The sequence below is a fragment of the Streptomyces sp. NWU339 genome (genome assembly GCF_003143855.1).
In the GTDB taxonomy this organism is placed as follows: domain Bacteria; phylum Actinomycetota; class Actinomycetes; order Streptomycetales; family Streptomycetaceae; genus Streptomyces.
The window spans coordinates 1-17,925 of record NZ_QFRK01000001.1; the positions used below are offsets into that span (position 1 = coordinate 1).

General features: G+C 71.1%; 17 protein-coding genes and 1 riboswitch. Of the genes, 16 read left to right on the forward strand and 1 reads right to left on the reverse strand.

What is annotated here, in order from left to right:
- From DIZ27_RS00005 to DIZ27_RS00025, 5 genes are all read left to right on the forward strand, one after another.
- Nucleotides 1–521, forward strand: a 521-nt coding sequence (locus DIZ27_RS00005) for a flavodoxin-dependent (E)-4-hydroxy-3-methylbut-2-enyl-diphosphate synthase (protein ID WP_181383316.1), incomplete at its 5' end; no start/stop codon positions are given.
- A 28-nt stretch (nucleotides 522–549) separates the two neighbouring features.
- Entirely contained in the window at nucleotides 550–2,463 is a 1,914-nt protein-coding gene (dxs, locus tag DIZ27_RS00010; protein WP_109376176.1) for a 1-deoxy-D-xylulose-5-phosphate synthase, read from the forward strand.
- Nucleotides 2,460–3,875 carry an aspartate aminotransferase family protein gene (locus DIZ27_RS00015; protein WP_109376177.1) on the forward strand — a complete coding sequence of 472 codons (1,416 nt, stop codon included), beginning with the start codon at nucleotides 2,460–2,462 and terminating at the stop codon, nucleotides 3,873–3,875. Before dxs ends, DIZ27_RS00015 begins: the two co-directional genes overlap by 4 nt.
- 109 nt (nucleotides 3,876–3,984) lie before the next feature.
- Complete coding sequence (locus DIZ27_RS00020) at nucleotides 3,985–4,608, forward strand: helix-turn-helix domain-containing protein (RefSeq protein ID WP_109376634.1); 624 nt, start codon at nucleotides 3,985–3,987, stop codon at nucleotides 4,606–4,608.
- Nucleotides 4,605–4,727: a DUF6126 family protein gene (locus DIZ27_RS00025; RefSeq protein ID WP_109376178.1), complete on the forward strand. Its 123-nt coding sequence runs from the start codon at nucleotides 4,605–4,607 to the stop codon at nucleotides 4,725–4,727. The genes DIZ27_RS00020 and DIZ27_RS00025 overlap by 4 nt, the downstream gene beginning before the upstream one ends.
- A gap of 57 nt (nucleotides 4,728–4,784) precedes the next feature.
- Here DIZ27_RS00025 and DIZ27_RS00030 read toward each other — a convergent pair whose 3' ends face one another.
- The gene (locus tag DIZ27_RS00030) at nucleotides 4,785–5,582 is read right to left on the reverse strand and encodes a tyrosine-protein phosphatase (protein ID WP_109376179.1); all 798 of its coding nucleotides are present in this window, start codon (nucleotides 5,580–5,582) and stop codon (nucleotides 4,785–4,787) included.
- A 463-nt stretch (nucleotides 5,583–6,045) separates the two neighbouring features.
- A riboswitch (cyclic di-AMP (ydaO/yuaA leader) is annotated at nucleotides 6,046–6,208 on the forward strand.
- Nucleotides 6,209–6,212: 4 nt separating this feature from the next.
- On the opposite strand from DIZ27_RS00030, the gene DIZ27_RS00035 reads away from it, so the two are divergent.
- From DIZ27_RS00035 to DIZ27_RS00085, 11 genes are all read left to right on the forward strand, one after another.
- On the forward strand, nucleotides 6,213–7,127 hold the full coding sequence (locus tag DIZ27_RS00035; protein ID WP_109376180.1) for a LysM peptidoglycan-binding domain-containing M23 family metallopeptidase: 915 nt from the start codon (nucleotides 6,213–6,215) through the stop codon (nucleotides 7,125–7,127).
- 235 nt (nucleotides 7,128–7,362) lie between these two features.
- Nucleotides 7,363–8,148, forward strand: a complete 786-nt coding sequence (locus DIZ27_RS00040) for an SGNH/GDSL hydrolase family protein (protein WP_109376181.1) — start codon at nucleotides 7,363–7,365, stop codon at nucleotides 8,146–8,148.
- Between the two features lie 197 nt (nucleotides 8,149–8,345).
- Nucleotides 8,346–9,581, forward strand: coding sequence for an MBL fold metallo-hydrolase (locus DIZ27_RS00045; RefSeq protein WP_109376182.1), 1,236 nt, complete (start codon nucleotides 8,346–8,348; stop codon nucleotides 9,579–9,581).
- A gap of 549 nt (nucleotides 9,582–10,130) precedes the next feature.
- On the forward strand, nucleotides 10,131–12,257 hold the full coding sequence (locus tag DIZ27_RS00050; protein ID WP_109376183.1) for an ATP-binding protein: 2,127 nt from the start codon (nucleotides 10,131–10,133) through the stop codon (nucleotides 12,255–12,257).
- Nucleotides 12,258–12,319: 62 nt separating this feature from the next.
- On the forward strand, nucleotides 12,320–12,754 hold the full coding sequence (locus tag DIZ27_RS00055; RefSeq protein WP_109376184.1) for a roadblock/LC7 domain-containing protein: 435 nt from the start codon (nucleotides 12,320–12,322) through the stop codon (nucleotides 12,752–12,754).
- A 2-nt stretch (nucleotides 12,755–12,756) separates the two neighbouring features.
- On the forward strand, nucleotides 12,757–13,128 hold the full coding sequence (locus DIZ27_RS00060) for a DUF742 domain-containing protein (protein ID WP_109376185.1): 372 nt from the start codon (nucleotides 12,757–12,759) through the stop codon (nucleotides 13,126–13,128).
- The gene (locus tag DIZ27_RS00065; protein ID WP_109376186.1) at nucleotides 13,106–13,723 is read left to right on the forward strand and encodes an ATP/GTP-binding protein; all 618 of its coding nucleotides are present in this window, start codon (nucleotides 13,106–13,108) and stop codon (nucleotides 13,721–13,723) included. Before DIZ27_RS00060 ends, DIZ27_RS00065 begins: the two co-directional genes overlap by 23 nt.
- A gap of 60 nt (nucleotides 13,724–13,783) precedes the next feature.
- Nucleotides 13,784–14,386: a GAF domain-containing protein gene (locus tag DIZ27_RS00070; protein ID WP_109376187.1), complete on the forward strand. Its 603-nt coding sequence runs from the start codon at nucleotides 13,784–13,786 to the stop codon at nucleotides 14,384–14,386.
- 202 nt (nucleotides 14,387–14,588) lie between these two features.
- On the forward strand, nucleotides 14,589–15,617 hold the full coding sequence (gene tdh / locus DIZ27_RS00075; protein WP_109376188.1) for an L-threonine 3-dehydrogenase: 1,029 nt from the start codon (nucleotides 14,589–14,591) through the stop codon (nucleotides 15,615–15,617).
- 107 nt (nucleotides 15,618–15,724) lie between these two features.
- Entirely contained in the window at nucleotides 15,725–16,924 is a 1,200-nt protein-coding gene (locus DIZ27_RS00080; protein WP_109376189.1) for a glycine C-acetyltransferase, read from the forward strand.
- Nucleotides 16,925–16,969: 45 nt separating this feature from the next.
- Entirely contained in the window at nucleotides 16,970–17,875 is a 906-nt protein-coding gene (locus DIZ27_RS00085) for a LysR family transcriptional regulator (protein ID WP_109376190.1), read from the forward strand.
- The last annotated feature ends 50 nt before the right edge of the window (nucleotides 17,876–17,925 follow it).

Sequence of the window (17,925 nt, forward strand, 5' to 3'; positions counted from 1 at the left end):
CGCTGCACCTGGGGGTCACCGAGGCGGGCCCGGCGTTCCAGGGCACCATCAAGTCGGCGGTCGCGTTCGGGGCGCTGCTCGCGCAGGGGATCGGGGACACCATCCGGGTCTCGCTGTCGGCGCCGCCGGCCGAGGAGGTCAAGGTGGGGCTGCAGATCCTGGAGTCGCTGAACCTCAAGCAGCGGGGTCTGGAGATCGTCTCCTGTCCGTCCTGCGGGCGGGCGCAGGTGGATGTGTACAAGCTGGCGGACGAGGTGACCGCCGGGCTGGAGGGCATGGACGTGCCGCTGCGGGTGGCGGTGATGGGCTGTGTGGTCAACGGTCCGGGGGAGGCCCGCGAGGCCGATCTCGGGGTGGCCTCGGGCAACGGCAAGGGGCAGATCTTCGTGAAGGGCGAGGTGATCAAGACCGTGCCGGAGTCGAAGATCGTGGAGACGCTGATCGAGGAGGCCATGAAGATCGCCGAGCAGATGGAGAAGGACGGCGTCGCGTCGGGGGAGCCGGCCGTCACCGTGAGCTGAACAGCACGGAACCGAAGGGGGCCCGAGCGTGACGATTCTGGAGAGCATCCGGCAACCACGTGACCTGAAGGCGCTGTCCGAGGCGGAACTCGGTGAACTGTCCGAAGAGATCAGGGAGTTCCTGGTGCACGCGGTCGCCAGGACCGGAGGGCACCTCGGGCCCAACCTGGGCGTGGTGGAACTCACCGTCGCCCTGCACCGGGTCTTCGAGTCACCCGTCGACCGCATCCTGTGGGACACGGGCCATCAGAGCTACGTCCACAAGTTGCTGACGGGACGTCAGGACTTCTCCAAGCTGCGCGGCAAGGGAGGCCTGTCGGGCTATCCCTCGCGCGAGGAGTCCGAGCACGACGTCGTCGAGAACAGCCACGCCTCCACGGCCCTCGGCTGGGCCGACGGGCTGGCCAAGGCCCGCCGGATGCAGGGGGAGAAGGGGCATGTCGTCGCCGTGATCGGCGACGGCGCCCTGACCGGCGGCATGGCCTGGGAGGCGCTGAACAACATCGCCGCCGCCAAGGACCGCCCGCTGATCATCGTCGTCAACGACAACGAACGTTCCTACGCCCCGACCATCGGCGGCCTCGCGAACCACCTCGCGGCCCTGCGCACCACCGACGGCTACGAGAGGGTGCTGGCCTGGGGCAAACACGTGCTCCAGCACACCCCGTTGATCGGCGGCACCGTCTACGAGGCGCTGCACGGCGCGAAAAAGGGCTTCAAGGACGCCTTCGCCCCCCAGGGCCTCTTCGAGGACCTGGGCCTGAAGTACGTCGGTCCCATCGACGGGCACGACGTCAAGGCCGTGGAGTCCGCCCTGCGCCGAGCCAAACGCTTCCACGGGCCCGTCCTGGTCCACTGCCTCACCGAGAAGGGCCGCGGTTACGAACCCGCCGTCGCCCACGAGGAGGACCACTTCCACACCGTCGGCGTGATGGACCCCCTCACCTGTACGCCGCTCGCACCGGTCGGCGCACCCTCCTGGACCTCGGTCTTCGGTGAGGAGATCGTCCGCATCGGGGAGGAACGCGAGGACGTGGTGGCGATCACCGCCGCCATGCTGCATCCGGTGGGCCTGGGCGCCTTCGCCGAACGGTTCCCGGACCGGGTGTGGGACGTCGGCATCGCCGAGCAGCACGCCGCCGTGTCCGCGGCGGGACTGGCGACCGGCGGCCTGCACCCGGTCGTCGCCGTGTACGCCACCTTCCTCAACCGCGCCTTCGACCAGCTGCTGATGGATGTGGCGCTGCACCGCTGCGGGGTCACCTTCGTCCTGGACCGGGCCGGTGTCACCGGCGCCGACGGGCCCTCGCACAACGGCATGTGGGACATGTCGATCCTCCAGGTCGTCCCCGGCCTGCGGATCGCCGCCCCGCGCGACGCGGACCAGTTGCGCGTCCAGCTGCGAGAGGCGGTCGCCGTCGACGACGCGCCGACGCTGCTGCGGTTCCCCAAGGAGTCCGTGGGACCGGCGATCCCGGCGCTCGACCGGGTCGGCGGCATGGACGTCCTGCACCGCGCCGGCGCTCCCGAGGTGCTGCTGGTGGCGGTCGGGGTGATGGCGCCCGTCTGTCTCCAGGCCGCCGAACTGCTCGAAGCCCGCGGCATCCGCTGCACCGTGGTCGACCCCCGATGGGTCAAGCCCGTCGACCCGGCGCTGGTCGGGCTGGCCGCCGAGCACCGTCTCGTGGCCGTCGTCGAGGACAACAGCCGTGCGGCGGGCGTGGGTTCGGCCGTGGCCCTGGTGCTGGGCGACGCCGATGTCGACGTACCGGTACGGCGGTTCGGCATCCCGGAGCAGTTCCTCGCGCACGCCAAACGCGGCGAGGTGCTGGCCGACATCGGTCTGACGCCCGTCGAGATCGCCGGCCGGATCAGCGCGAGCCTGACCGCCGGGGAGGAGTCGCCGAAGCAACCACAGGACCGACAGGAGTCACCGCAATGACCATCGCGGAGTCCGCGGCGAAGTCTTCGCGGGCCGGGGAGTTCGACCTCGGCGCGCTGCTGGCCGAACGCGGAGCCGAGCGCTACGAGCTGCACACCCGGTACCTCAACCACCAGCTCCCGCGCATGCTGCACACCATCGGCTTCGACAAGGTCTACGAACGAGCCGAGGGCGCCCATTTCTGGGACGCGGACGGCAACGACCACCTGGACATGCTCGCCGGATTCGGGGTGATGGGCCTGGGGCGCCACCACCCCGTGGTCCGCAAGGCGCTGCACGACGTCCTCGACGCCTCGCTCGCCGACCTCACCCGCTTCGACTGCCAGCCGCTGCCCGGTCTGCTGGCCGAGCGACTGCTCGCGCACAGCCCGCACCTGGACCGGGTGTTCTTCGGCAACAGCGGAACGGAGGCGGTCGAGGGCGCCCTGAAGTTCGCCCGCTACGTGACCGGCAGACCGCGCGTCCTGTACTGCGAGCACGCCTTCCACGGACTGACCACCGGCTCCCTGTCCGTCAACGGCGAGTCCGGCTTCCGCGACGGCTTCGCCCCGCTGCTGCCCGACACTGCGGTACCGCTCGGCGATCTGGACGCGCTGGAGCGGGAGTTGGCCAAGGGTGATGTCGCCGCCCTCATCGTGGAGCCGATCCAGGGCAAGGGAGTGCACGAGGCCCCGCCCGGCTATCTGCGCGCCGCGCAGGAACTGCTGCACCGGCACAAGGCGCTGCTGATCGCCGACGAGGTGCAGACCGGACTCGGGCGGACCGGCGACTTCTACGCCTACCAGCACGAGGAGGGGGTCGAGCCGGACCTGGTGTGCGTGGCCAAGGCGCTCTCCGGCGGCTATGTGCCGGTGGGGGCCACGCTCGGCAAGGACTGGATCTTCCGCAAGGTCTACTCGTCGATGGACCGGGTGCTGGTCCACTCGGCCAGCTTCGGGGCCAACGCCCAGGCGATGGCCGCGGGCCTCGCGGTCCTGTCGGTCATGGAGAACGAGCACATCGTCGCGCACGTCCGGGCCACCGGGGAGCTGCTGCGGTCCCGGCTCGCGGCACTGACCGGGAAGTACGAACTGCTGGCCGACGTCCGCGGACGGGGCCTGATGATCGGCATCGAGTTCGGCAGGCCGCGGTCGCTCAGGCTGCGCGGCCGCTGGGCCGCGCTGCAGGCCGCGCGCAAGGGGCTCTTCGCGCAGATGGTGGTCGTACCGCTGCTGCGGCGGCACAGGATCCTCACCCAGGTCTCCGGTGACCACATGGAGGTGATCAAACTGATCCCGCCGTTGATCATCGACGAGCGGGACGTGGACCGGTTCGTGGAGGCCTTCACGGCGGTGATGGACGACGCCCACGACGGCGGTCTGGTGTGGGAGTTCGGCAGGACCCTGATGAAGCAGGCGGTCGTCGGCCGGTGAGACACTGACCCCGTCCGGCCGTGATGCCTGCCAGGCGGTGACACCCGCCCCGTCTTGCCCGTGAGGCAAGAAATTTGCCCCACGGGCAATAATGCTGCTGAATGGGGTCATGAGCACCCCCGGAACCGAGCCGTCGGCCGAACCGGCCGCCGCGCTTCCCGCGGTCGCGCCGCACCTGCGCGCGCTGCGCCGCCGGGCGGGTCTGACCCTGGAGGCCGCGGCGCGCGACGCGGGGCTGTCGCCCGCCCACCTCTCCCGGCTGGAGACCGGGCAGCGTCAGCCCTCGCTGCCCATGCTGCTCTCCCTGGCCCGTACCTACGGTACGACGGTCTCGGAACTGCTCGGCGAGACCACCACCGACCATGACACGGTGCTGCGCGCCGCCGACGCGGAGCCGACCGTCGCGGGCGGCTGGACGTACCGGCAGGCCGGCTCCCCCGGGCGCGGGATGCAGGCCCTGCGGGTCGAGGTTCCCCACGGCTCCCAGAGCGGCATCGTGCGGGTCCACCCGGGCGAGGAATGGCTGTACGTCCTCAAGGGGCGACTGCTGCTGCGCCTCGGGGACGCGCTGCACCGGCTGGCCCCGGGCGACAGCGCGCACTTCGACTCGCTGACCCCGCACCGTATCGCCGCTCAGGACCCCGACGGGGTCGAGCTGCTCTTCGTCCATACCCTGTTGCAGAGCCCCACGGCCGCCCTGTGCCTGGGCCCCACCCATGGAGATGTGTCATGAAAGACCTGGAGGAGAAGTTCCCTCGCGCCCTGTGGGTGAGGCTGTTCGTCTACGTCGTGGTGGGGCACGTCTTCGCGGGCTTCATCTATCTGCTGTTCGCGCTGGGTGCGAAGCAGTAGCCCTCAGGGCCCGTCCGGGCAGTGCCTCCGTGAGGCGCTGCCCGGACGGGTGGTTCCTCAGGCGAGCAGGCGCTCGCGCAGTCGCTCCCGGCTTTCGGGGGTGAGCCCGAGCGCCGTCTCGAGGTAGGGGTCCACGCCGCCCCAGGTCTCCTCGATGGTTTCCAGGGCGGCCGACAGATATTCGGCGCGGGCGTCGAACAGGGGGTTGAGCAGCTCCATGACCTCGGGGGAGTAGGCCGAGGCGGAGCTGCCGCTGCGACGCAGCTTGTAGCGGCGGTGCTTGGCGTTGGACTTGAGGTAGTCGTCGAAGATCGCGTCCCGTTCCACACCCAGGGCGAGCAGCGTCACCGCCACCGACAGGCCCGCGCGGTCCTTGCCCGCCGCGCAGTGCATCAGCACGGGGACGCTGTCCTCGGCGAGTGAACGCAGCACCTGGGAGTGCTCGGCGGTGCGTTCCTTGACGATCACGCGGTACGAGGCGATCATCCGGCCCGCCCCCTTGCCGTCGGCGAGGAGCGAGCGCAGCTGGTCCAGGTCGCCGTCGCGGACCATCCTCCAGAACCGGGCGCCGCCGGCCGGGTCGCTCAGCGGCAGGTTCACATTGCGCACGCCGGGCAGCTCGATGTCGTGGCCGTCCAGCTTCTGGTCGGCCGCGTTGCGGAAGTCGAAGACGGTGTGCAGTCCCAGGGAGGACAGGAAGTCGGCGTCCGACGCGGTGGCGTGGGCGAGATGACCGCTGCGGAACAGCACGCCGTGCCGTACCCGGCGGCCGTCCACGGTCGGCAGTCCGCCCACGTCGCGGAAGTTCCGCACTCCGGTCAGCTCGGGTTCGGTCGACGGGATGTGCTGCGTCACAGGGGCCCCTCCCTCTCACCACCGACGGAGAGGCGCCGGCGGGTGTCACTCGACGATACGACATGCCTGTCAGGGGCAATGAGTTGTCCACGGATCAGCCGGCACGGGCGTTCCGAGCCCGCCGCACGGCCGGAGCAGAACATCCCCGATCAGGTAGTTAAATGCGTTATGTCTGTTTAGTGCGTTTAGGTGCAATACGCTCCGGTAGTGAGGGGTATGGGGAGGGTGTAGTGAGCATCGTCATATCGGTGACGATGTGTTGCCGTCATGCTCATGTAATTCCGGCATTTCGCAAGGGAATTCAGAGGGCGCGGGAAATCCGGGTCGACTCTGGGTGACGGAATTCAGGTAAATGGATCACGGAAAAGGGCCTTCGTTCGGAACATCGCGCTTGTCCCTTTGCGTCGTGGTCGCCTACGTTCGCCATCGATCCGGACGGACGCCTAATCCTGCCGCCGCCCGGAGCCCGCACACACTGACCCGTGTACGGCAGGAGCGGGGGACCCACAGGTACCACTGCCTGTTCCGGTCTCCGGAACAGGCTCGGGGTTAAGTCGCGTCTCGACGCGACCGGGCATCTCCAGTCCGAACCCGACAGCTCACCTCGTAGGCGCCGGAGAGGAATTCGTCATGCCCGCAAAGGGTAAGCACCGCCGTCCCCGCGCTTTGCGTTTCACCCGCGCCATCGCCGTCGCCGGCACTGGTGGCGCCGCGCTCGCCCTGCCGCTTCTCGGCGCCACCGGCGCGAGCGCCGCTCCTGCGCAGGCGGCCCCGGAAAAGGCCGTCCAGTCGTTCTCCGTCGCCGACAAGAAGGCCGACAGCGGCAAGAACGGCGACGCCCGCACGTACATCGTGAAGGGCGGCGACTACCTGGCGAAGATCGCCGAGTCCGAGAACGTCGACGGCGGTTGGAAGCAGCTCTACGCCGACAACCGGGAGGCCGTGGGTGACGACCCGTCGCTCATCCACCCCGGTCTGAAGCTCTCGGTCGACGGCAAGGCCGCGACGAGCACGCCGAAGAAGTCGCCCTCTTCCGGTCCTTCCGGCCCCCTGGGTCTGCCCTCTTCGTCCGCTCCGTCCTCCGCGCCGAAGGCATCCTCCGGCGCCGCGACCGCCAACCAGGCCGCGAACACCTCCGGTTACAGCTCGCCGGTGCCCGGTGGCGGCCTCGGCACCGCCTACAAGGTGGCCGGCAGCATGTGGTCCAGCGGCTACCACACCGGTGTCGACTTCGCCATTCCGACCGGTACCTCCCTGAAGGCCGTCGGCCCGGGCACCGTCGTCTCCGCGGGCTGGGCCGGTGCGTACGGCAACCAGGTCGTCATCAAGCTCGAGGACGGCCACTACGCCCAGTACGCCCACCTGTCCTCGCTGTCCGTCTCGGCCGGTCAGGCCGTGAGCGGCGGCCAGCAGGTCGGCCTCTCGGGATCCACCGGCAACTCGACCGGCCCGCACCTGCACTTCGAGATCCGCACCACGCCGAACTACGGCTCGGACGTGGACCCGGTCGCCTACCTCGGCTCGAAGGGCGTCTCCATCGCCTGACCCCCGCGAGACCCGCCTGACGCACGCCGAAGGCCGGACCCCGATCCCGGGGTCCGGCCTTCGGCGTGCGTCGCCTCGCAACGTTCTTGCCGAGAGGGCTATTCCGGAATGGGGCAATGTTTCGGGAGTGGTTTATCTCACCGCGCGTCAACCCCTTCCTACGGTCGCGTAGGTCACATTCGGAAGGGAATCATGTCCCCTCGTGGCAGACGATTCGAAGAGTGACAGCACATCAGTGATCGGGTCGTACGTGGCGGTGGGGGACAGCTTCACCGAGGGCGTCGGCGACCCCGGCCCGGACGGGGCGTTCGTCGGCTGGGCCGACCGGTTCGCCGTACTTCTCGCCGACCGTCGTCCCGAAGGCGACTTCCAGTACACGAATCTCGCGGTGCGCGGAAAACTGCTCGACCAGATCATGGCCGACCAGGTTCCGCGGGCCGTCGAACTGGCTCCCGCACTGGTCTCCTTCTGTGCGGGCGGCAACGACATCCTCCGCCCCGGCACCGACCCCGACGAGGTGGCCGAGCGTTTCGAGCAGGCTGTGGCCGCGCTCACGGCGGTCTCCGGCACGGTCCTGGTGACCACGGGGTTCGACACCCGGGGCGTGCCCCTGCTCAAGCATCTGCGCGGCAAGATCGCCACCTACAACGGGCACGTGCGGGCCGTCGCCGACCGATACGGCTGCCCGGTGCTCGACCTGTGGTCCCTGAGGAGCGTCCAGGACCGCAGGGCCTGGGACGCGGACCGGCTCCACCTGTCGCCCGAGGGGCACACGCGCGTGGCGCTCCGCGCGGGCCAGACCCTCGGCCTGGACGTCCCGGCCGACCCGGAGCAGCCCTGGCCCCCGCTGCCGCCGCGCGGCAGCCTCGACGTCCGGCGGGACGACGTCCACTGGGCGCGCGAGTACCTGGTGCCGTGGATAGGGCGCCGACTGCGCGGGGAATCGTCGGGGGACCACGTGACGGCGAAGGGAACGCTGTCCCCGGACGACATCAAGGTGCGGATCGCCTCGGTGGCGTAACGCCGGACGGGGAGGGAGGCGGCGGGCAACAGGCCTGGGAGCGGGGCGCGGGAGCGGGTGCCCGCACCCCGCCCCCGCGAGGGGCCGGAGCCCGGCCGGCCCATCGCCCCGTGCGGCCGGTTCTGTCCCGTCCGACACCGCGGTACCGGCCTGTCCGCACATAATGGGATGTCTGACCGACTCCGCTGGGAGGCATCGTGGCCGGTTTCCGTTCCCAGAGCTCCGGGCTCCGTGCGCTACGGCCCGCGGCCTTCGGCGCGGACCCGAGTGGGGAGCGCATGGAGCGCATCCGCAGATCCCCGCACTACCGGGGCGGGGTGTTCCAGAACCCCGGGGGCCCCACCCGGCCCCGGTCCGAGGGCTCGGCCCGAGACCTGGCGAAGACCTACTTCGACAAGGAGACCCGGTACAGCCGTGCGCCGCGCGGCACCGTGCCGGTGCACTCCACCACCCTCGCCGACCTGGCCCGGCCGCCGGTCACCGGGCTGCGCCTCACCTGGATGGGCCACTCCAGCGTACTCACGGAGATAGACGGTCAGCGGGTCCTGTTCGACCCGGTGTGGGGCGAGCGCTGCTCCCCTTTCCCCTTCGTCGGGCCCCGGCGGCTGCACCCGGTGCCCCTGCCACTGGCCGGGCTCGGCCCGGTCGACGTCGTGGTGATCTCGCACGACCACTACGACCACCTGGACCTGCCCACCATCAAGGCGCTGGCCGGCACGGACACGCTGTTCGCCGTGCCGCTCGGGGTGGGTGCCCATCTGGAGCACTGGGGCGTGTCCGCCGACCGGCTGCGCGAACTGGACTGGCACGAGGCGACGCGGGTCGGCGGGCTCACCCTCACGGCCACCCCGGCCCGCCATTTCTGCGGCCGGGGACTGCGCAACACCCAGCACACCCTGTGGGCCTCCTGGGTCGTGGCAGGTGCGGAGCACCGCGTGTACCACAGCGGCGACACCGGCTACTTCGACGGTTTCAAGGACATCGGCGCCGATCACGGCCCGTTCGACGCGACGATGATCCAGATCGGCGCGTACTCGGACTTCTGGCCCAAGGGCCGGCTGGACCCGGTCCCGGGACCTGGCTCATGGCCCGAGATCCACATGAACCCGGCCGAGGGCATCCAGGCCCATCTCGACCTGCAAAGAGGCCGCCCGGACGGTGTCTTCCTGCCGATCCACTGGGGCACCTTCAACCTGGCGCCGCATCCCTGGGCGGAGCCCGGCGAGTGGACGATGGCGGCCGCCGACGCGGTCGGTCAGCCCGCCGCCTTCCCCGTCCCGGGCCTGCCGTTCGAGCCCGCGGGAGAGCTGCCGACGAAGACGTGGTGGCGGGAGGTGGGACACGTCCCGAACCACAAGTGGCCGCTGCCCGCCCCCGTCACGGGTCCCTCCGCTTCCTCCCACGAGGACCTGGACCTGGTGGGAGAGGAGTGACATAGCACAGGAGCCCAGGAGTCATGGCCTGCGCTGCTACGGAGAGTGAGAATTCTGTGGGCCTCTCTCGGGTGTGAAGGATCCCCGGGGACGCCGTGACGGAGGGACCGCGGCCGTCGCGGCGGTCCCGGGTGGGTGGATGCCGGAAGGGCGAGGGCCGGGGAGCCGTGAGCTCCCCGGCCCTCGGTATGTGCCCGTGACCGCTTCTGACCAGGTCAGATCGATCTGTGACCGTTTCCGGGCGGCTCCCTGACGGGCTTATCGGTCTGTCGTACGACGCCTCATACCAGAGCGGGACGCTGTCCGGGCAAGTTTGTCAACTGACCACCGCACGTGATGCGGTGGTGACTACGGTGAGTGTCGGTCGGGCGCATCGCGCCCCGGGGTCATGTTCACCGGATCGGATCAGGGAGCGGGGACCGGTACGTGCAGGCAGCAGGCGGACGAGGGAGCCGACGGGGCGAGGAGTCCCGCCGGCCGGGCCCGGCCGACGTCTCGGGCGCGACCGGCACCCGGAACCGACGGGCCAGTACCAGTTCGAGGACACCGATGCCCGGCTCCCGCGCTCCGGTCTCCCGCACGGACCGGCGGGAGGGCGGACGGCATGGACGCCCGTCCTCCCGGCCCGTCCCCGCGCTCCCCGAGACGCAGATACGGCCCCAGCTGCTGCGGCTCGCCGTGCTGCCGCCCGTCGCGGTCGCCCTCAGCGCCTGCGCGGCCGTGCTGTTCACGGTCCGCTCCACCGGGGTACGCCCCGGCGCCACGCTGTGGGCCGTGCTCGGCGGCGCGGGGTCGGTGGCCCTTGCCGGCATCGTCATCGCCGCCGTGGCCGCCGACCGCGCTGCCCGCTCCGTGCACGAGAGGGTGGAGAGCCTGCGCCGGAGCACGGCCCGGCGCGAGGCCGACCTGGGTGGTCTGGTGGACGCCCTGCGCCGGGGGGAGGGCCCGCCACCACGGGGACAGCGCGACAGGACGCCGGAGGACGCCGACGACTTCGACCTGCTCGCCGCCGACCTGTCCCGGGCGCACGACGGCGCCGTCACCGCCGTCGTGCAGGCGTCCCAACTCTCCAGCCAGGCGGGCAGCGAACAGAAACTCGAGGTGTTCGTCAACCTGGCCCGGCGCCTGCAGTCCCTGGTCCACCGCGAGATCTCCCTCCTCGACGAGATGGAGAACGAGATCGAGGACCCCGACCTGCTCAAGGGACTCTTCCACGTCGACCATCTCGCCACCCGTATCCGCCGTCACGCCGAGAACCTCGCCGTGCTCGGCGGAGCCGTCTCCCGGCGGCAGTGGAGCAACCCCGTCTCCATGAGCGAGGTGCTGCGCTCGGCCATCGCCGAGGTCGAGCAGTACTCGCGGGTCAAACTCGTCCCGCCGATCGACGGCACCCTGCGCGGGCACGCCGTCGCCGACGTCATCCACCTGCTGGCCGAACTCGTCGAGAACGCCACGCTGTACTCCGCCCCGCACACCCAGGTGCTGCTCCGCGCCGGCCTCGTCACCTCAGGGCTCGCCGTCGAGGTCGAGGACCGCGGACTCGGCATGCCCATGGGCGAGCAGGAGCGGATGAACGCCCTGCTCGCCGACCCGGACCAGGTCAATGTGGCCGGCCTGCTGGCCGACGGACGCATCGGTCTGTTCGTGGTCTCGCAGCTCGCGAAGCGGCACGGCATCCAGGTCCGGTTGCAGAGCAACATCTACGGCGGAGTGCAGGCCGTGCTCGTCGTGCCGCAGTCACTGCTGGGCGCGGAGCCGTGGGTCGCGGGGCAGGGCACGGGACAGCCGCGAGAGATCGACGCGGTGCCGGGCGCGGAGCACGGCGGCGGGCCGGCGCCCCGGCCCGGGCGCCCCGTGCCCGCGCCCGGGGGTGTCCCGCTGCCCGGGCCCGCCGGGTACGGGACCGGCCCGCTGCCCGATCCGCAGGCGGGCTCCGGACCCGGCCCGGTACAGGGGCCCGGGACGCCCCGCACCCCGGTGCCGCATGCCGCGGGAGAGCGGTCGCACCGCCGCGACCACGCCACCGTTCCGGCCCCGTCGCCCCCCGACGGCGTGGCACCGCCCCTGCCGCTGCGGGGTGCCCGCGGGGTACGGCCCAACCCGGCCGAGGCGACACCCGGCGTCAACCTCGATGACCGGCGGACCCTCGCCGAGAACGGGACGGGAGCCGCTCTCCTCACCTCGCGCGACGGCACGGTGCGCGGCACCATGGACAAACCCCGGCTGCCCCGCCGCCGTGCCCAGGAACACCTCGTGCCCCAACTCCGCGACGGCCCCACGCCGCGTCAGGAGACCGAACACGTTGCCGGTCACGATCCCCACCTGATGGCGGCCTTCCAACGGGGCGTCAGCCTCGCCGAAACCCAACCACCTATGGACACCGGCCACATGGGACGCGACGACAACGCCGGCGAGCACATGGTGGGCGACCCCACGGTGTCCGTGTCCATGCTGCCGTCACGGCCCATGAACGCCCATCCCATGGACCCGCTCCACACCACGCAGACCCGTGCCATGGAGCCTCACTCCATGGAGTCCCACACCACGGAGTCCCACACCATGGAGGCGCGCCATGTGCCCGCGGTGCCCCGGGAGACGCGCGGTGCCCATGACGGGGTGCCCGCGCCCCGCACCGACCACACCGCCCGGGACGACGGGAGCGCACCCGCCGGATGAGCATGCCCGCACCCACCCCCAGCGCTTCCGCAGACCTTCTTACCCCAAGGAGTCGATCCACCATGGCGAGCGATGCGCCGACCGCCCACGTGTCCGATCTCGACTGGCTGATGAGCGGCCTCGTGCAACGGGTACCGCACACGTCGAGTGCCGTGCTGCTCTCCTGCGACGGGCTGGTGAAGTCCGTGCACGGCCTCGACGCGGACAGCGCCGACCACATGGCCGCCCTGGCCTCCGGCCTCTACTCGCTCGGCCGCAGCGCCGGCATCCGCTTCGGCGACGGCGGCGAGGTCCGCCAGGTCGTCGTCGAACTCGACTCGACCCTGCTGTTCGTCTCCACCGCCGGTTCCGGCACCTGCCTCGCTGTGCTGGCCGGCCGTGAGGCCGACGCGGCGGTGCTCGGCTACGAGATGGCGATGCTGGTCAAGAGCGTCCGGCCGTATCTGATGACCGCTCCCCGACAGCCCGCCGTCGAACCCCCGGTGATGAGGCCTTGAACGTGGCGGCGGCCGGCGACGGCCCCTGGTTGGACGACGCGGCCGGGCGGCTGGTGCGCCCCTTCACCGTCAGCGACGGCCGTACCCGCCCCACCGTCGAACTCGACCTGATGTCGCAGGTGATGGCCACCGGGGCCACCCCTTTCGGCTACCTCGGCCCCGAGCACGCGCAGGCACTCGACCTGTGCCGCGCGCCCCTCCCGGTCGCCGAGGTCGCCGCCCACCTCAAGCTGCCGGTGGCCGTCACCAAGGTGCTGCTGGCGGACCTCGTCGACTGCGGGGGGCTCACCACCAAGCCCCCCGTGTCCGACCACAACCCGACGGACCGGGCCCTTCTGGAGGCAGTGCTCGATGGACTACGACGACAGCTCTGACCGCGGCACCGGCACCGACCCGTTCCCCACCGCGCTCAAGATCCTCGTGGCGGGCGGGTTCGGCGTGGGCAAGACCACCTTCGTCGGCGCGGTCAGCGAGATCGCGCCGCTCAGCACGGAGGAACTGCTCACCACGGTCAGTGCCGCCACCGACCGGCTCGACGGGATCGAGAACAAGGTCGAGACGACCGTGGCGATGGACTTCGGCCGCATCACCCTGGACCCGGAGCATGTGCTGTACCTGTTCGGCACACCGGGCCAGGAGCGGTTCTGGTTCATGTGGGACGAACTCTGCGAGGGCGCCCTCGGCGCGGTCGTCATCGCCGACACCCGGCGCCTGGAGGAGTGCTTCGCCGCCGTCGACTTCTTCGAGCAGCGCGGCCTCGGTTTCGTCATCGCCGTCAACGAGTTCGACGGTGCCTTCCGCTACGACCCCCAGGAGGTGCGCGCCGCCCTGGACCTGACCGACGAGATCCCCGTCGTGTGCTGCGACGCCCGGATCTCCAGCTCGGGTGTTCAGACCCTGCTGACCCTGGTGCGCCACCTCATCGCCCACGCCCCGGCCCCCGCCACGGGGTATGGCGCCCACATGTGATCCCCGCACACCGTCACGGAGCCCGTATATGCGTTTTGCCCACACCCAGGGAGTCCGCCCATGAGCTACGACCCGCCCCGCCCGGCCGGTCGTCTGCTGCTCACCCCCGAGGACAAGGAGGCCCCGGCCCGCACCCGGCGGCTGCGCCGACTGGGCCTGGGTGAGCGCCCCGAGCCCTCGCTCGACGCCTTCGCGTACGGTCTCGCCGAACTCACCGGGGCGGCGTACGCCGTGGTCAACTTCCTGAGGGAGGAGGGGCAGTTCTTCGCCGGTCTGCACGCCCCGGCGGTCGCGCCCGTGGTCCGCGGCGACGGCACCGGCGCCCTGCTGGGCCGGGCACTGCCCCGCGACCACGGCTTCTGCCCCCATGTGGTGGCCCGGCGCAAGGCACTGGCCCTGGGGGACGTGAGCGACTATCCGCGGTTCGCGGGCAATCCGGTCGTGGACGAGTTCGGAGTGCGCTCCTACCTGGGCGCCCCGCTCATCGACAGCACCGGCATGGTGCTGGGCACCGTGTCGGTCTCCGACACCCAGCCGCGGGCCTGGGGGCAGGCGGGGCTCACCGCCATCAAGGAGCAGGCCGCGGGTCTCGTCGTACGGCTCGAACGTCTCGAGAACCTCGAACACCTGGAACACGGAGAGACCGACGGGCCATCGTGGTGAACCCACGGGCCCGGTGGTGAGCAGGTGAGCAGGGGGCCGATGGGGTGACGGCGTGAAGGAAAGCTGTGGCCACGCTTAAGAAATCCTCGATGGACCGGTGAGGGTGGCGTACGGCAGATTGCAGTGCGAATCCACTCCGCTTCCCGGCCTGGGCTGCTCCGGCATGCCCGGGAGTCGGGACTCACCCTCAGGAGCCGTGGCGTTGAAGGCGCTCGTCAAGGAGAAGGCCGAACCCGGGCTGTGGCTCGCGGACGTTCCGGAGCCGGCCGTCGGGCCCGGTGACGTGCTGATCAAGGTGCTGCGCACCGGTATCTGCGGCACCGACCTGCACATCCGGTCCTGGGACGGCTGGGCCCGGCAGACGATCAGTACTCCGCTGGTCCTCGGGCACGAATTCGTCGGCGAGGTCGTCGAGACGGGCCGGGACGTCGACGAGATCAAGACCGGTGACCGGGTCAGCGGCGAGGGCCACCTCGTGTGCGGCAAGTGCCGCAACTGCCTGGCCGGACGACGGCACCTGTGCCGCGCCACCATCGGGCTCGGCGTCGGCCGCGACGGCGCGTTCGCCGAGTACGTCGCGCTGCCCGCGACCAACGTCTGGGTGCACCGTGTGCCCGTCGACCTCGATGTCGCCGCGATCTTCGACCCGTTCGGCAACGCGGTGCACACCGCCCTGTCCTTTCCGCTCGTGGGGGAGGACGTCCTGATCACCGGCGCCGGACCGATCGGCTTGATGGCCGCCGCCGTGGCCCGGCACGCCGGAGCCCGCCATGTCATGATCACCGACGTCAGCGAGGAGCGTCTGGAACTCGCCCGCAAGATCGGCGTGAGCCTGGCGCTGAACGTGGGGGAGTCGGCCATCGCCGACGGGCAGCAGATCCTCGGTCTGCGCGAGGGATTCGACGTCGGCCTGGAGATGTCCGGACGCCCCGAGGCGATGCGGGACATGATCGCCAACATGACCCACGGCGGCCGGATCGCGATGCTGGGCCTGCCGGCCGAGGAGTTCCCGGTCGACTGGGCCCGGATCGTCACCTCGATGATCACCCTCAAGGGCATCTACGGCCGTGAGATGTTCGAGACCTGGTACGCCATGTCGGTGCTGCTGGAGGGCGGCCTGGACCTCGCCCCCGTGATCACCGGCCGGTACTCCCACCGCGACTTCGAGGCGGCGTTCGAGGACGCGGCGAGCGGCCGCGGCGGCAAGATCATCCTCGATTGGACGTCCTGACCCCGGCACCCCCGTCCCGGGCGCACCCCGTCCCGGCGCCCGCCCGACACCTTCCTCTTCCTCGGCATCCACCTCATCCGCGAGCACCTTCATCCAGGAGCCTTCCCATGTTCGACTCCGTGCGCGACGACCTCCGCACCACCCTCGACGAGATCCGCGCCGCCGGACTGCACAAGCCCGAGCGGGTGATCGGCACTCCGCAGTCCGCCACCGTGAACGTCACCGCGGGCGGCCGGCCCGGTGAGGTCCTCAACTTCTGCGCCAACAACTACCTCGGCCTCGCCGACCACCCCGAGGTGCTCGCCGCCGCCCACGAGGCCCTCGACCGCTGGGGCTACGGCATGGCCTCGGTGCGCTTCATCTGCGGTACGCAGGAGGTGCACAAGGAGCTGGAGGCCCGGCTGTCGGCGTTCCTCGGCCAGGAGGACACGATCCTCTACTCGTCCTGCTTCGACGCCAACGGCGGCGTGTTCGAGACGCTGCTCGGCCCGGACGACGCGGTGATCTCCGACGCGCTCAACCACGCGTCGATCATCGACGGCATCCGGCTGTCCAAGGCCCGCCGCTTCCGTTACGCCAACCGTGACATGGCGGACCTGGAACGTCAGTTGAAGGAGGCCGCCGAGGGCGGGGCGCGGCGCAAGCTGATCGTCACCGACGGCGTCTTCTCCATGGACGGCCATGTCGCGCCGCTGGACGAGATCTGCGACCTCGCCGACCGCCACGACGCCATGGTCATGGTCGACGACTCGCACGCCGTGGGCTTCGTCGGGCCCGGCGGACGCGGCACCCCCGAACTGCACGGCGTCATGGACCGCGTCGACATCCTCACCGGCACCCTCGGCAAGGCGCTCGGCGGCGCCTCCGGCGGCTATGTCGCCGCCCGCGCGGAGATCGTCGCCCTGCTGCGCCAGCGTTCCCGGCCGTACCTGTTCTCGAACACCCTCGCCCCGGTGATCGCGGCGGCCTCGCTGAAGGTCCTCGACCTGCTGGAGTCCGCGGACGACCTGAGGATCCGGCTGGGTGAGAACACCGCCCTGTTCCGCCGCCGGATGACCGGCGAGGGCTTCGACATCCTCCCCGGCGACCACCCCATCGCCCCGGTGATGATCGGCGACGCGGCCCGCGCGGGACGCCTGGCGGAGCTGCTGCTGGAACGCGGTGTGTACGTGATTGGCTTCTCCTACCCCGTGGTGCCCGAGGGACAGGCCCGGATCAGGGTCCAGCTGTCCGCGGCCCACTCCACCGAGGACGTGAACCGCGCGGTGGACGCCTTCGTGGCGGCGCGGGCGGAGCTCGACGCCTGAGCGGAGCGCGGCGGCGTTCGAGGGGATCTGAGAGAATCCGGTCTCATGATCGAGGCACGGCGGCTCCACATCCTGCGTGCGGTGGCCGACCACCGTACGGTCACGGCGGCTGCCGCCGCGCTGTACCTGACCCCCTCGGCCGTCTCCCAGCAACTGACCGCGCTGGAGCAGGAGACCGGCCACCGGCTGGTGGAGCGCAGCGCCAAGGGGGTACGGCTGACGCCGGCCGGCGAGATCCTGCTCGACCACACCCACGTGGTCCTCGCCCAGCTGGAGCGGGCTGCGGCCGAACTCGCCGACTACAGTTCGGGCGCGGCCGGCACCCTCACCGTCGCCTCCTTCGCGACCGGGATCGCCCAGGTCGTCGTGCCCGCTCTGGTCCGCCTCGCCGCCACGGCTCCCGGTATCCGTATCCACGTCCAGGACGCCGAGGGCGACGCCAGCCTGCCGATGCTGCTGGACCGGCAGATCGACGTCGCCGTGGCCGTCGAGTACCGGGGAGCGCCGTCCGCCGACGACCCGCGGCTGACCCACGTACCGCTGTACGCGGAGCCCTTCGACGCGGTCGTCCCCGTCAGCCATCGGCTGGCCGACACCGCCGAGGTGCCGCTCGCCGAGCTGGCCAAGGACCCGTGGATCGGCCCCTACCCCGGCAACCCCTGCCATGACGTACTCGTCCTGGCCTGCGAGAACGCCGGATTCCAGCCCCGTCTGGAGCACACTTCGGACGACTTCCGCGCGGTGGTGGCGCTGGCCTCGGCGGACGTGGGTGTCGCCCTGGTCCCGCGCTCGGCGCTGCGCGGCACGGACCTGACGGGCGTCGTCGTCCGCCCCGTCGACGGTGTGGCACCCACCCGCCGGGTCTTCGCCGCCGTACGCCGGGGAGCCGAGGAGCACCCGCTGATCCGCCCGGTGCTGGACGCGCTGAGCGAGGCCGCCGGAGCACCGTAGGCGACCGGCCCCCGTCTCGTGACCGGTTGTCAGTGGCAGTCGCTACGGTG